The 12,886-nt window shown below is 41.8% G+C and carries 17 protein-coding genes; 3 read left to right on the forward strand and 14 right to left on the reverse strand.

Going from position 1 to position 12,886, the window contains the following annotated elements:
- Nucleotides 1-108: 108 nt before the first annotated feature.
- Both bshC and JVX94_RS07185 read right to left on the reverse strand, forming a co-directional pair.
- Nucleotides 109-1,728, reverse strand: coding sequence for a bacillithiol biosynthesis cysteine-adding enzyme BshC (gene bshC, locus JVX94_RS07180; protein WP_205185070.1), 1,620 nt, complete (start codon nucleotides 1,726-1,728; stop codon nucleotides 109-111).
- A 70-nt stretch (nucleotides 1,729-1,798) separates the two neighbouring features.
- On the reverse strand, nucleotides 1,799-2,698 hold the full coding sequence (locus tag JVX94_RS07185; protein WP_205185071.1) for a 2-dehydropantoate 2-reductase: 900 nt from the start codon (nucleotides 2,696-2,698) through the stop codon (nucleotides 1,799-1,801).
- Nucleotides 2,699-2,908: 210 nt separating this feature from the next.
- Here JVX94_RS07185 and JVX94_RS07190 point away from each other — a divergent pair, with 210 nt between their 5' ends.
- Nucleotides 2,909-3,388 (forward strand): N-acetyltransferase, encoded by a 480-nt coding sequence (locus JVX94_RS07190; RefSeq protein ID WP_007499784.1) that lies wholly within the window; start codon nucleotides 2,909-2,911, stop codon nucleotides 3,386-3,388.
- Between the two features lie 46 nt (nucleotides 3,389-3,434).
- On the opposite strand, the gene gerR is transcribed toward JVX94_RS07190, so the two are convergent.
- From gerR to JVX94_RS07205, 3 genes are all read right to left on the reverse strand, one after another.
- A complete protein-coding gene (gene gerR, locus JVX94_RS07195) occupies nucleotides 3,435-3,974 on the reverse strand; it encodes a sporulation-specific transcriptional regulator GerR (RefSeq protein ID WP_205185074.1) in 540 nt (179 codons plus the stop codon).
- A gap of 138 nt (nucleotides 3,975-4,112) precedes the next feature.
- Nucleotides 4,113-4,286 carry a 50S ribosomal protein L32 gene (gene rpmF / locus JVX94_RS07200; RefSeq protein WP_008354700.1) on the reverse strand — a complete coding sequence of 58 codons (174 nt, stop codon included), beginning with the start codon at nucleotides 4,284-4,286 and terminating at the stop codon, nucleotides 4,113-4,115.
- Between the two features lie 21 nt (nucleotides 4,287-4,307).
- Complete coding sequence (locus JVX94_RS07205) at nucleotides 4,308-4,826, reverse strand: YceD family protein (RefSeq protein ID WP_019743276.1); 519 nt, start codon at nucleotides 4,824-4,826, stop codon at nucleotides 4,308-4,310.
- A 206-nt stretch (nucleotides 4,827-5,032) separates the two neighbouring features.
- On the opposite strand from JVX94_RS07205, the gene JVX94_RS07210 reads away from it, so the two are divergent.
- Nucleotides 5,033-6,280 (forward strand): nucleotidyltransferase, encoded by a 1,248-nt coding sequence (locus tag JVX94_RS07210; RefSeq protein ID WP_205185076.1) that lies wholly within the window; start codon nucleotides 5,033-5,035, stop codon nucleotides 6,278-6,280.
- 39 nt (nucleotides 6,281-6,319) lie between these two features.
- Here JVX94_RS07210 and JVX94_RS07215 read toward each other — a convergent pair whose 3' ends face one another.
- Together JVX94_RS07215 and JVX94_RS07220 are read right to left on the reverse strand one after the other, a co-directional pair.
- Nucleotides 6,320-7,348 (reverse strand): SepM family pheromone-processing serine protease, encoded by a 1,029-nt coding sequence (locus tag JVX94_RS07215; RefSeq protein ID WP_048238860.1) that lies wholly within the window; start codon nucleotides 7,346-7,348, stop codon nucleotides 6,320-6,322.
- Nucleotides 7,349-7,352: 4 nt separating this feature from the next.
- Nucleotides 7,353-8,132 carry a patatin-like phospholipase family protein gene (locus tag JVX94_RS07220; RefSeq protein ID WP_205185079.1) on the reverse strand — a complete coding sequence of 260 codons (780 nt, stop codon included), beginning with the start codon at nucleotides 8,130-8,132 and terminating at the stop codon, nucleotides 7,353-7,355.
- 156 nt (nucleotides 8,133-8,288) lie between these two features.
- Between JVX94_RS07220 and ylbJ the strand changes: the two genes are divergently transcribed.
- Complete coding sequence (ylbJ, locus tag JVX94_RS07225; protein ID WP_095408408.1) at nucleotides 8,289-9,497, forward strand: sporulation integral membrane protein YlbJ; 1,209 nt, start codon at nucleotides 8,289-8,291, stop codon at nucleotides 9,495-9,497.
- Between the two features lie 13 nt (nucleotides 9,498-9,510).
- Here ylbJ and coaD read toward each other — a convergent pair whose 3' ends face one another.
- The 7 genes from coaD to JVX94_RS07260 form a co-directional block, all read right to left on the reverse strand.
- Nucleotides 9,511-9,993, reverse strand: a complete 483-nt coding sequence (gene coaD, locus JVX94_RS07230; protein WP_024426917.1) for a pantetheine-phosphate adenylyltransferase — start codon at nucleotides 9,991-9,993, stop codon at nucleotides 9,511-9,513.
- A gap of 1 nt (nucleotide 9,994) precedes the next feature.
- Nucleotides 9,995-10,552, reverse strand: coding sequence for a 16S rRNA (guanine(966)-N(2))-methyltransferase RsmD (gene rsmD / locus JVX94_RS07235; protein ID WP_039178303.1), 558 nt, complete (start codon nucleotides 10,550-10,552; stop codon nucleotides 9,995-9,997).
- Nucleotides 10,553-10,862: 310 nt separating this feature from the next.
- Nucleotides 10,863-11,135 carry a YlbG family protein gene (locus JVX94_RS07240; RefSeq protein WP_048238857.1) on the reverse strand — a complete coding sequence of 91 codons (273 nt, stop codon included), beginning with the start codon at nucleotides 11,133-11,135 and terminating at the stop codon, nucleotides 10,863-10,865.
- 65 nt (nucleotides 11,136-11,200) lie between these two features.
- The gene (gene ricF / locus JVX94_RS07245) at nucleotides 11,201-11,650 is read right to left on the reverse strand and encodes a regulatory iron-sulfur-containing complex subunit RicF (RefSeq protein WP_007499807.1); all 450 of its coding nucleotides are present in this window, start codon (nucleotides 11,648-11,650) and stop codon (nucleotides 11,201-11,203) included.
- A gap of 57 nt (nucleotides 11,651-11,707) precedes the next feature.
- Nucleotides 11,708-12,115, reverse strand: a complete 408-nt coding sequence (locus JVX94_RS07250; RefSeq protein ID WP_205185081.1) for a hypothetical protein — start codon at nucleotides 12,113-12,115, stop codon at nucleotides 11,708-11,710.
- Nucleotides 12,116-12,188: 73 nt separating this feature from the next.
- Nucleotides 12,189-12,437 carry a YlbE-like family protein gene (locus tag JVX94_RS07255; protein WP_039178297.1) on the reverse strand — a complete coding sequence of 83 codons (249 nt, stop codon included), beginning with the start codon at nucleotides 12,435-12,437 and terminating at the stop codon, nucleotides 12,189-12,191.
- A gap of 19 nt (nucleotides 12,438-12,456) precedes the next feature.
- On the reverse strand, nucleotides 12,457-12,870 hold the full coding sequence (locus tag JVX94_RS07260; protein ID WP_095408407.1) for a YlbD family protein: 414 nt from the start codon (nucleotides 12,868-12,870) through the stop codon (nucleotides 12,457-12,459).
- Nucleotides 12,871-12,886 lie beyond the last annotated feature (16 nt).

Consider the following 12,886-nt stretch of genomic DNA (forward strand, 5'->3'; position numbering starts at 1 on the left):
CTCACCCTTACTCTCCACTATCCACCACTTCTCTCCACAAAACTTATTTTACACTGTTTCTACATAAAAAAAAACCCTGAACTAGTCAGGGTTCATTAAAACTTTATTTCAAAGTTTGACAATTTGCTGCTTGTTTTGAAATGAAAATGGCAGATTTTTGAACGTTTTGAAGAATTCTGGACCATATTTGTTTAAAAAGTACATGATATTCCAAATTCTTTCTTGCGGGGCATCTAGTGGTTTTAAACTGTTTTCAATCCGTTCAAAATCTCGAAGGATATATCCTTCCTTCTCTTCCACACGCTGCGCTACCTTTTGATAAACAAATTGAAGCTGGTCTTCGATAAATTTGGCATTTTTATCTAGCAGCTGCTCGAAGTTTGGTTCAACTTCCAGTGCTTCTTGCCTCAATACGCCATGAACATTTGCTAATTCACGTTTTGCATGATCAACAGCTTGAACAAAGCTGTCTGGAAGGCTTTGCTCAAAGTGAGCCTCTTTCTTTTCTTTTACTCCGCTTGTGAGCACTTCTTCTACCGTGAGCTCTCTGACTGGCAGCTTCTTGTCGATGTGCCTTTCAAGAATGGTCACGTGCAGTCTTGGAAGAACAGGTGCCATCTTTAATTTAAAGTGCTCAAAAATTCCTTTCAGCTCTCCCCAATAGTTGACTTCACCGTGTCCTGCCATAAAAGCAAGTGTCGGGAGAAGGGTTTCCTGCATTAAGGGACGCGTCACCACATTGTTACTGAACCGTTCTGGGTGCTCCTCAATTTCCTGCAAAAGCTCTTCTTTAGTCCATGTAAGCCCCACTTCTGATATAGAAAACTGGCCGTTCTCTTTTTCAATAAGGAAACGCTCCTCATCATATTCGTAAAACAGGTTCGCCTGATTATCACCAGCTTCAATGATTGGCTGATATCCCGCTCGTTTCATGGCAGCCTGCGTTTCATTCAAGCGAGATGTGACCGCATCATTTGTCTCGACAATGTGCTTGAATAACGTACGCTCAAGTGGTTTGACGCCTAAGTCTCCTGAATTAAATAGAAGCAGTCCATCTTCTTCAAAAAGGTCGCATACAATCCATTCAAAGAAATCAGTAAATGTTTGTGATTTGCGTAAACATCGAAGAAGCTGATCAAGCAAGTCATTTGTATATGCAGATTCCTCATACGTTGAAAACACATCACGGAGCCACTTCTCTGTTTTTTCTTGATGCAGCGGTGTTCTTTTTGCAGCAGTTTTTTTGACGCTATGTAATGGCAGCTTTTGCTTGACTGGACCTTTTTCACCAGATGTGTAGACAAAATTAATTTCATCTACGTCATGATCCTCACCTGCTACCCAAAAGACTGGAATCACAGGAACGCCAAGCGCTGATTCTTTTTCCTTTGCGAACTGAATAATGGATATGATTTTATGTATGGTATAAAGCGGCCCTGTCAGTAGGCCAGCCTGCTGCCCTCCAACCACCATGACACTCCGTTCGTCACGGATCTTTTCAATGTTCTGACGCATCGCTGCCGATTCAAACTTTGCGTGGTATGCGCTCATATAATCTGCTAAAGCCTCGCGCGGGAAGCTCATTTCCATGAGATCGTCGTATCTCTTTTTCCATGTGTGCTCAGAATGTATATCATAATCAAAAAAAGCAGTCATCTCTTTTTTTTCTTCTATATAATCACGTATGAATAAATTCTGACTTCGGATGGAAAGTTCAGTCAATTGCATGTTTAGAACTTCCTTTCTTCAATAAAATAAATAGTTAGTTTCCCGAAAAAAGTATAGCATGTAAATGAGCTCACTCAAAAGATTTTGTTTGCTTTTTTTCCAATACTTCCAAGCTTCGATTGAAGAAAGTAAGATGTGGCGCCATAATCTCTTGAGCTTGAGCCTTTTCTAAAAGATAGCCAACGATCGCTTTTCTTTCGGTTTCACGGCCTTTGACGATATCTTGAAGCATTGACGATTGATTGGCGGCCGTTTTCTTACAAATTGAAACGACGTGTGACCAGAGCCGCTCTTTTTCAGGCAGACCTAGAATCGACAATGCTTCTTCAAATGCACATTTCATCATGTATTCATATGAAGGATTTCCGATCAATTCCCCATTTTTCACGTGCAATAAAGCCGTGAGCGGGTTAATGCAGACATTAACTAGCAGTTTTTCCTCCAGCACTTTTTTCCATTCATCCATATAAATCATCTGAAAATGAGCCGGCGTTTCATTCAAAGCATTTCTCACATCAGCTGCATCCTCAGGATGAAAAGCTCCCCACTTGATGACACCGATCCCTGTATGGTTCACTGCGTGGTCTGATACCTTCATGGCCCCGTGCTCTACGACACCTATATATATCGAATGCGGCGTGTCCCATTTTTCTAAATCTAATAAGTGTGCCATTCCATTCTGTAAAAATAAGATTCGCTGACGAGGTAATGTCGATAGTTCATCAAGCACCTCTTGCAAATGGTGATATTTCACCGTCACAATAAGCAGATCAAATACTCCTGTAATCCCTGCCCTTGCCTCGGCAGCCGACTGGAATGTCTCTCCTTTTACCGTTCGCTTAATTCCTGATGTTCGAATCTCCTCTGCCTGTTCTTTTCTTCTTGTCAAAACAGTGATGTCATGATGTTGTGATAAATAACTGGCACAAAGCAGACCAATCGCACCGCCGCCAATGATTCCAATATTCAACTGCCGCACTTCCCTTTTTCTGTTTACTTCATCATATCAACCATTTTAACAGTTTCAAGCCGCGAAGCAAAAAGCAGATAGCGCGCCGCGATTGAATTTTTTTAATTTAAAAACTATAATAATAAGTGTAAAAACTTTTTAAGGCGGATGGGATGAAAACGCCTTCAATGACATCACTGTCGACATTATGTGTGTAAGGGGGAAGATCATATGACACAAGTAAAACGACTTCTAATCAATTACAAAACTTTAGAGGAATTTAAACAATTTAAGGAATATGGTATACAAGAACTATCCATGCTTGAAGACCTTGAAAGTAATATGATTGAAAATGACAGCAACTCTCCATTTTACGGGATTTATTTTGGAGATAAGCTGGTCGCACGTATGAGCCTTTATCAAGTGGACGGCTCGACGACAACGTACTTTGACCACAATCATGATTATTTAGAGCTGTGGAAGCTGGAAGTGCTTCCTGGGTATCAGCGTAAAGGGTACGGCGAGGCACTTGTTGATTTCGCCAAATCTTTCGGACTGCCAATCCGGACCAATCCACGCGTCAAATCTGCTGGTTTTTGGGATAAAATGGGCTTTGAAGCAGTAAAATATGATATGGAACGCGATAAAGGTGAAAATCCACTCATCTGGGAACCTGCCCATATCCAAAAGAATACAGGTGAATCCGCATAATCAATGATGGCAAAACGCCCCTCCTTTCTCTGTGAGGGGCGTTTTCTTATTTAGCATATTCTTTTAAGTTGATATTCTGTTTGACTCTTTCAACAATCCCAATGAGTGCCCGGTAATCTTCTTCTGTCATTTTTAATTGCCGCTTCAAGTGTTCATTTTCTTCCGTGAGCGACTTCAGTTGATGCTGTGCATCCGCCAGTTCTTCGCGTAAATAAGCAGAGCCAGCAGGTTCTTTTTCAAGCTGCTCTAAGAACTGAATCACTTCTCGCAAGGTCAATTCAGCCTGATCTGAAGTTGCCTTTTCTTCTATCGTTAACGTATTTTGCGGTAAACCCGAGGAATGAATCCCAATCTTTTTACGCAGTTCTTTTCGCTGTTTTTTCGCCAGCTCAATGCCTGCCTGATATTGTTTTCTGACGTATGAGTTCCATCTGAATCCACATGCTGCAGCTGTTCTTGACAATGCTTTCCCGACTTCCTCAAATGCGGAAAGCTGCGTTCCTCCATCTCGAATGTGCCTTAAGACGACTTCTGCTAAAAGTAAATCTTCATCTTGTGTCCATGCGTCCTGCCTTGTAATCGTCAATTGATCATCCCCCCTGAATCTGAATACCACATCATATGCGCTTACTAGAGTAGATAGACTATTTGCAGGAGAGAAACCTAAAAAATAGACAAATAAAAAAACGCAAGGGAAGATTCCCTTACGCTTTTTTATCAAGCATTAGTTGCTTTTTACGTCTTTGCCTTTGTATGTTCCGCAAGATTTGCAGACACGATGAGAAATTTTCATTTCACCGCATTCTGGGCAAGCTACCATACCAGGTACTTGTAGTTTGAAATGCGTACGACGCAATCTTTTTTTCATTTTAGAAGTTCTTCTAAAAGGTACAGCCATTATTCCCACCTCCTTAAAGAGTTAAGATTCATTATTTTCTTCTAAGAGCTTCTTCAAGCCTTCCAGACGCGGATCAATTCGGTTTTGATGTGCATCTTCCGAAATGACCGCCCAGTCATTCCCTTCCTGTGGTGCAGCACCTTTTACATCCGTTTGGTCGCAAAAGATTTGCATCGGCACTTCAAGAAGAATTTCTTCCTTGACTATAGGCGTTAAGTCGATGATATCGTCTTCTACAACAGATACGTCTTCATCTTCTATATCGTCTGTCTTATGAAGTACAAATAGTTCTTTCGTTGAAATCGCAAATGGATAATTTACATCAACAAGCGTTCTTGAACAAGGCAATGTCATTTCACCTGTGATGGTTAAATCAAATGCGACTTGCTTTGATTCGATCACTCCAGTCCCTTTCACCTCTACTGGTGAAATGCGACGTATATCTGAATGAAGGCTAGTAAGTTCATTTAAGTCAACCGTCTCATGAAAATCGAAGCTGTTTTTAGCTTTTTGATGTAACTGATAAACTGTCCATTTCAATTGTATCACCTCTAAGAGCAACAAACATGATTATAGCTTTCATCATGCTATTTGTCAATATTTTTTCTTTACAGTCTTTTGTGATGTCAGAGCGTTGTTTGACATCAGTTCACGGAATGCCTACACTGAAAAAAATGGGCTTCATTTTTCCCTTATGCTACTGTAGCATAGACCATTTAACCATAGCAAGAAAGGCGGAACATCTATTGAAAGCAACAGGAGTCGTTGTCGAGTACAATCCATTTCATTATGGACATGCCTATCATGTTCGCCAGGCGAAAACACATACCTCCTCAGATGTAGCCATTGCCGTCATGAGCGGATCCTTCCTCCAGCGCGGAGAACCTGCTATCGTCTCCAAATGGGCACGTACAAAAATGGCATTGCAAAACGGTGTAGACATCGTATGTGAGCTTCCATACATCTATGCAGTGCAAAAGGCAGAAACCTTTGCAAATGGCGCTGTATCTATTTTAGACGCTTTAAAATGCCGCTCCCTTTTTTTCGGAAGCGAGGATGGGGACATTAAAGCATTTGAGCGAACAGCTCACGCTTGGCATGAAAAAAAAGAAGAAATTGACCTTTTCACAAAAGCAAAAATCAAAGAAGGGCTTAGTTATCCGGCAGCCTCTGCCGCTGCGTTTCAAGAGGTCATTGATCCTAAACACTTACTGGATTTGTCTAAGCCCAATAACATTTTAGGCTTCCATTATGTCAAAGCCATCTTAGAGAGATCTCCTCACATAGAGCCCTTTACCTCTCAAAGAATTGCATCCGGTTATCATGATCAAGAGCTTCCTGAACATCAGAAAATTGCAAGCGCGACAAGCATCCGAAAAGCCTTAAAAGAGAACGGGTCATTTGAAACTGTCACCCCTTATCTCCCGGAAGCTTCGCTTAAGCAATTACATGACTATTATTCTTCTTATGATCTTTTACATACACAAGAAGACTATTTCAGCTTCTTAAAACATGTGTTTCACACAATGGATACAGCAGAACTAGAAGGCATCTATGAAATTGAAGAAGGCATCGAACACCGCATGCAAAAGGCGATCACACATGCGTCCACCTACGAGGAATATCTATCACTTGTGAAAACAAAACGATATACGTGGACAAGGCTGCAGCGGATGAATACGCACCTTTTAATGAGGGTGAAGAAAACTGTTATGCATGAGCTGCTAAAGGAGAAACAAGCACCATACATTCGTTTACTTGGTATGTCAAAGAAAGGTCAGCAATACTTATCTCTTGTAAAAAAGGAATTGGACGTACCGCTTGTCAGCAAGCTGTCTTCCTTTTCACATCCTGCCCTTGATCTTGACATTCGCGCTTCCCGCGTCTTCAGCCTTCCCATCAGTGAACCAATGCAAACAAAGTTAACAGAAGCAGAATTTAAAACCTCACCGATCCGCTATGATGAAGAGACTGGTCTCTTCCAATCTGAATAAAAAGAGCAGCCTTTTTGATGAAGGCTGCTCTTTTTTCACTTAAGATGCTTTCTCTTTTAACTTGTTTAAATAGTTCAGTGCGTCCTGCATTGTGTCCACAGGAACGATTTTCATATCACTTTTAATATCTTTCGCTGTTTTCACTGCATTTTTGTAGTCTGAATTTGGATCACCTTTATCGTTTGGTGCAAAGAAGATATCTTTTCCTGCTTTATCTGCTGCAACGACCTTTTGATCTATTCCGCCAATTGGCCCGACCGTACCATCAGCGTCAATCGTTCCAGTTCCTGCAATCGCATAGCCATGTGTTTCGTCTTCTTTTGTCAGTTGGTTATAAATTTCAAGTGACATCATTAAACCTGCCGACGGGCCGCCGATATTTTCAATATCGACCTTAATGGAAGGCGAAACTTTCACATTTCGGTCTGTAAATAATGATACGCCAATTCCAACTCGATTCGGCTCTTCTTTAAAAGGTTTTAACTTCACTTTCTGCGTGATATCCTTGCCGTTTCGTTCAAGGACAAAACGGACAGATGTACCAGCTTTTTGACTGCTGATATACGAAACCATTTTATCAGCAGAATCATACGTCTTGCCATCAACGCTTTTAATCCGGTCGCCCACTTCAATTTTACCGTAAGCAGGCATGCCTTTCATGACGTAGCTCGCATATACCCCATTAAACGTATAATCTACTTTTTTGCCTGCTTTTGTATACGCTGCAATCATGGCATTCTCTTGAGAGCTCTTCATCAGCTGAAGCTGTCTTTTCATATAATCTTCATCCGACTCTCCATCCGCTTTAATATTTTCTTCTGGGACGATCTCGTCATATTTATTCATTTTCGCAAGCAAATACGTATACGGATTGGCTGGACCTACTTTTATCGTCATAAGAGAGAAGCTGCCCTTCTCACCGTATCCACCGTCCACTTGAATGTGAGGGGCAATCTCTGTTGCATCTCCCGGCTTTGTTACGTAATACGGCAGTTTGACAAAAGTTAAGCCAAATAAGACAAGAACAACGACAAAAAAGCTGAGCCAGCGAATATTCAATTTTTTCATTCGATTAACACTCCCATTTATCAATGACATCTTTCAGTTTGCCTGTTAGTTGATCTGCGGCGAGCTCACCAGCTTCAATCATCTCCTGAACCCGTGTGAACGCACTAGAGCTAAATGTTTCAAGCCTCGGCCGGATCATGAGATCTGCATGAATGGTTTGATGACGGACCAATTCATTTTGAAGGATGTCCAAACTTTGCATAATCACATCCGATAATCTCGTCGCCTTTTCTGTTTTTTTCACCCTTGATACATCTGAGGCGATGATAAGGTCTGCGCCCATTTCTTTTAAAACAGACACAGGAATACGGTCAACAACCGCTCCATCTACCAGCTGTCTGCCGCTCATTTCGTGAGGAACAAACACACCTGGAATGCTGATGCTTGCTCTGACTGCTTGTGAGACAGACCCTTCTTTAAACACAACCTTCTCCCCTGTTTCGAGGTCACAGGCAACCACCGCAAGGGGCATTCTTAATTCTTCGAATTTTTTCCCATATGTAAACGTGTGAATCAGCTGCAAAATTCGATTTCCTTTTAAAAGACCGATTTTTGGCAGTGTATAGTCAGCATAATACTTTCTTCTGAAGACAAGTGCAAGTTTTTTCATTTTTTCTACGTCTTGTCCTGCCGCATAAAAGCTCCCAACAAGTGCGCCAATACTGCTTCCAGCAATCATATCTACTTGTATCCCCTGCTTCTCAAGACTAGACAACACCCCGATATGCGCCATTCCCCTCGCACCCCCGGAGCCTAGTGCAAGCCCGATAATCGGTCGTTTCATGAAAATCCACCCTCCTCTTTCTATGCATATATACGAATCTATAGGTCTAAACATGCCCCTACTGCTCGTATAGTAATAGAAGACAGGCTCGGCTAGTTTCTTTTTCTATAATCACGAGCTCGCCAATAGATCATAACGGCAAGGGGCGAAATCTCCATGAAAAAATGGAACACTCTGTTCATCGCTGCTTTTTTTATTTTTTTAACAGCCACTGTGATTACACATCCACAAGCCTCTTTGCAAGCATCGAAAAATGGACTTGCAATGTGGTGGGAGGTGGTATTTCCATCATTGCTTCCTTTTTTTATTTTGTCCGAGCTATTAATTAGTTTCGGGATTGTCAGATTTGTCGGTGTATTATTAGAGCCATTTATGCGCCCCATCTTCCGGGTGCCGGGTGTAGGCGGATTTGTACTAGCTATGGGAATGGCTTCAGGTTTTCCTTCTGGTGCAAAATTAACAACAAGACTCAGACAGGAAAGACAGCTGACGAGAATCGAAGCAGAGCGTCTCGTTTCCTTTACAAATTCATCGAATCCATTGTTTATTTTCGGTGCGGTGGCTGTTGGTTTTTTTCATCACCCGGCTTTAGGCATTGTATTGGCCAGCGCACATTATTTAGGGAATCTCGCTGTTGGTGTGACGATGCGTGGATATAAAGCGCGGCATGATGCACACCTAAGAAGCCGTAAGAAATTTTTACTCCCGCCGTTTAAAGAGGCTTTCAATGCTCTTCATACAGCAAGACTCGCAGAGAAAAGACCGCTCGGCCAAATTTTAAGTGATGCCGTCATGTCATCAGTCCAAACACTCTTTATGATTGGCGGCTTTATTATTTTATTTTCTGTGTTTAGCAAAATGCTGTCAGTTGTCCATGTGACAGACCTTTTATCTATAGGGCTCGGATATATGCTGCAAACGCTGCATCTTCCGCCAGAATTAGACCTTGCCATGATTGCCGGTTTATTTGAAATCACATTAGGCAGCCAGCTGACGGGGTCACAGGAAGTCACCCTTCTCGCTAAAACCATTGTCGTCAGCTTTATTTTAGGATTCAGCGGGTTCTCTGTTCAAGCCCAAGTCGCTGGCATTTTAGCGGCAACCGATATCCGCTTTAAACCGTTTTTCTTCGCCCGTTTGCTTCACGGGATTTATGCAGCTATTTTTGCCTTTTTATTATTCAAGCCTCTATATGTCTCTCGATCAGACATGGCTCTCCCAGCGGGTGCATTTGATGCAAGCCAGCAGGTCGTCATGTTTAGCAGCGTGGTTTGGAATCACCTTGTGACAGCTGGTCCTTTGATCACACTTTGCAGCTTGATTGTGTACATCACACTATACTATCGGAAACTAAAAAATGGATGAGTGCCGGGTGCACTCATCCATTAAATTTTTCCTTCAGTGCTGCTTCTACCTCTTTTGGTACAAGATCTTTGACTGCCCCATGATATTTCGCTACTTCTTTGACAATGCTGGAGCTTAAGAAGGAATATTGATTGTTGGTCATCATAAAAAACGTTTCAATTTCATCGTCTAACACTTTGTTCATTGAGGTGCCTTGCATCTCATATTCAAAGTCCGTCACAGCTCTTAGTCCGCGTAAAATGACTTTGGCTTCTTTTTGCTTCGCATAATCAACAAGCAGGCCGTGAAAGGATTCAACTTTGATATTTGGCAGTTCCTTCGTCGCTTGGCGAATAAGCTCACACCGTTCTTCAACAGTAAATAACGGTTTTTTAGATGAATTATTTAGTACACATACATACACTTCATCAAAAATCTTAGCACCTCTTTTGATGATATCCAAATGCCCCAATGTGACTGGATCGAAGCTGCCCGGACAAACGGCTATGTTCCCCATGCTAATTTCCCCGCTTTCTATAGATCGTAATACCAGTCAATCCGTACAGTTCCTGCCTTGTGATGTGAAGCTGTCCGGCTTCTTCTGGCAGCTTCACGTCTTTATCATGCTCACACACGATCACACCGTCATCTGTTAACAAGGCGTGCTCGTCAATCATTTCAAGAAGTGCTTTTAGCTGTTGATCTTTATAGGGCGGATCAAGGAAAATGGCTTGAAAGGATTCCTCTCGTTTCACAACAGCTGCGAGTGCACGCTTTGCTTCATTTCGAAACACTTCACTTTGATCCATTAGCGACAATTGATTCAGGTTGCCTTTAATCGTCTGAATCGCCTTCATATCTCGATCAACGAATATGCAATGATCGAATCCTCTGGAGAGCGCTTCAATTCCTAAACCACCGCTTCCTGCAAATAGATCAAGGGCCCATCCGCCATCAAAATACGGGCCGATCATATTAAATATCGATTCTTTTACTTTATCTGTCGTCGGTCTTGTTGATTGACCTGGTACCGCTTTAAGTGTGCGGCCTTTTCTCGTTCCAGAGATGACTCTCATTTTTCCACCACTTTTTCTGCTTGCTTCTATTGGTCATTGGTTATGACAAAAAATTCAACATTATCTTACCACATCACTCTTCAAGGAACAATGCACTGATATTCATTCATTTTCTATGTATAGATCAAGAAGTCCGGGGTCATACTATTTATAACAGCATCTGATGTGGTGCTGTTGCCAACCGCGGAGAAGACTTACGTTTCCCCATAAGTTCTTCCTCCGGTTTCTCCTCTCCCTTTGCCTTCTCCTTAATGAATCATTAAGAATAGAAGGACCCCGCGGGTGATGCCGCGGGGATTTTTTTGTGTCTTTAAAAGCCCACCTTATAATCATACTCTTTTGCTTTGTCCAATTTGGATTCGTACTCTAATTTAATAAAAGGTTTATATGAAGGCTCAACACGTTTCACAAATGGTAACGAGCTGAGCTTCGTCATATGGCGCTCAAGATCATTCATATCACAATAGATCACCGCATATTTCATTTTCCTTGAAATATAGTGAACATTTCCAAATTTTCTTAGCGCTTTAGACTGCTTTAACGAGTGCAGCCAGACAACCATCCCTTGACGTTTGGTTTCCATCTTTTCACCTGCCGCTTTTCAATTCTTTTCATTCATTATGTAAAAGACGAGACATTCAAGTCTCGTCAAGATACTTTACAACCGCAGCTGCCACCTGATCCACAGCCACCGCCGCATGATGATAGACCATCAAAATATGGGTTCCCTGTTGGAACTTTAATATATGCTGATACAGCTTGACCGATTTCAATACTAATCTCATCTAAGATGGATTGAATCGCTGTTTCTGCTTTTTTGAAATCAACCACTGTATCGTGAAGATCTAGCTTTCTTTTGACCTCACGCATTTCCTTTGAGATCGTTCTATAGTCCGGATGGTATTTGCCGAACCGCTGCACATCCTCATATTGCTCTTTTACTTTTGTAAAATGGGCAATAATTTGTTGGGCTTCTTCGTCTTGCTGGAGACGCTTAAAGCAGTTGCGGTAATGTTCAGCCTCCTCCGACTGAAGAATCATGGCAGCCAATTGATTTGCTTCCTCTTGGAGCTCCACAGATTCGATTGTCGCATACATAAATGTTGCACCTCCAATTCATAGTTTACCACGAAACCTATGGATCAGAAAATGCTTTTACGTGACAAATACATCCCATGTTTCTCTTTTCTGTTTATATTCAGGATGACGGGAATTCAGCACAACGGTCATTTTATGCTTTCCTTTTGAAAGATGCTTGACCACAAATGCCGCGGTATACTCATTCCCTGCCCGTTTCCCGTCTACATACACTGTAAAATATCCCGCCTTCTCGTTCTTTTTCAGACGTTCTGGCTGAAGATGAAAATCTTGAAGTGTACTTTCTATATAGACAGATGATCCTTGCACTTTGTATTTCAAAAAGCCTTGCTGCTTCATTTCGCTTTGGGCTTGCTGCATGACTGGTACTGCTGGGTCTTGCTTGATCACTTGCTCTTCTCCATGTTGACTATGACACCCGGTGACAAGAAAAAGCAATGCGCCTATTGACAGCATCCATTTCATCATCTGATTCTCCTTTCATCTACGTTTATAGGATGCTCAGGAAATAGACATCTTAATCAACTCAAAAAAAGCCTCAACCGGCTCCATTTTGGTTGCGCATTGCTTGGAACATTTGAATCATCATTTCAGCCATTTGGACGCTATTGCTCAACTGACTCACACGATGAGGAATGGTTTTTTCGTAAAAGTTCATTTTATCTAATTCAAAGGACGATAGATTTTCAGGATGCCGCGTCAGCTGTCTGTACCAGAGAGGGCGCTGTCTTATGAATTTGATTCGATCCTCTTCGGCCATGACAAATTCCTGTACTTCTTTTCGCACCAGAAGCATCCCCTTTCACTTAGTCTTTCCTGAAGGAGAACGGGTGCTGACTGCCTCCAGATGAACCTTTCTTTGAACCATTGGATGAAAATTGGCCGAGTAAGCTTTGTAAAGAGGAAATAGACTGGCTCATTTTGTTAATCTGTTCATTCATTTGATCAGCGTCCATTTTTTTCACAGCAGAAACCATTTTAGACATAAAATCTGCTTTTCCTGCTTCACTTGGCTTAGAGGCTTTTTCTTCTTTATCGTCTTCAGATTTCGATTGCCGGTAAGGTGACCACATCTCATCTTCCTCACCAAACATGACCCAATTCTCGTATACACTTTGCCAGCTTTTTTCTTGCGTTTGCACTTCTTGAATTAACTTCGGATGGCGTCTGACGAATTGTTTAAATTCATCAATGGATGTTTGTTTTTGCTTGTTTGTCATATCCTCACCCCCCATA

The organism is Bacillus sp. PDNC022 (assembly GCF_016919285.1).
Taxonomy (GTDB): domain Bacteria; phylum Bacillota; class Bacilli; order Bacillales; family Bacillaceae; genus Bacillus; species Bacillus safensis.

Coding starts and splice junctions, on each gene's coding strand:
- bshC (WP_205185070.1), bottom strand. CDS start 1,728: ATGCAATTGACTGAACTTTCCATCCGAAGTCAGAATTTATTCATACGT.
- JVX94_RS07190 (WP_007499784.1), top strand. CDS start 2,909: ATGACACAAGTAAAACGACTTCTAATCAATTACAAAACTTTAGAGGAA.
- rpmF (WP_008354700.1), bottom strand. CDS start 4,286: ATGGCTGTACCTTTTAGAAGAACTTCTAAAATGAAAAAAAGATTGCGT.
- JVX94_RS07215 (WP_048238860.1), bottom strand. CDS start 7,348: ATGAAAAAATTGAATATTCGCTGGCTCAGCTTTTTTGTCGTTGTTCTT.
- JVX94_RS07220 (WP_205185079.1), bottom strand. CDS start 8,132: ATGAAACGACCGATTATCGGGCTTGCACTAGGCTCCGGGGGTGCGAGG.
- ylbJ (WP_095408408.1), top strand. CDS start 8,289: ATGAAAAAATGGAACACTCTGTTCATCGCTGCTTTTTTTATTTTTTTA.
- coaD (WP_024426917.1), bottom strand. CDS start 9,993: ATGGGGAACATAGCCGTTTGTCCGGGCAGCTTCGATCCAGTCACATTG.
- rsmD (WP_039178303.1), bottom strand. CDS start 10,552: ATGAGAGTCATCTCTGGAACGAGAAAAGGCCGCACACTTAAAGCGGTA.
- JVX94_RS07240 (WP_048238857.1), bottom strand. CDS start 11,135: ATGGAAACCAAACGTCAAGGGATGGTTGTCTGGCTGCACTCGTTAAAG.
- ricF (WP_007499807.1), bottom strand. CDS start 11,650: ATGTATGCGACAATCGAATCTGTGGAGCTCCAAGAGGAAGCAAATCAA.
- JVX94_RS07250 (WP_205185081.1), bottom strand. CDS start 12,115: ATGAAATGGATGCTGTCAATAGGCGCATTGCTTTTTCTTGTCACCGGG.
- JVX94_RS07260 (WP_095408407.1), bottom strand. CDS start 12,870: ATGACAAACAAGCAAAAACAAACATCCATTGATGAATTTAAACAATTC.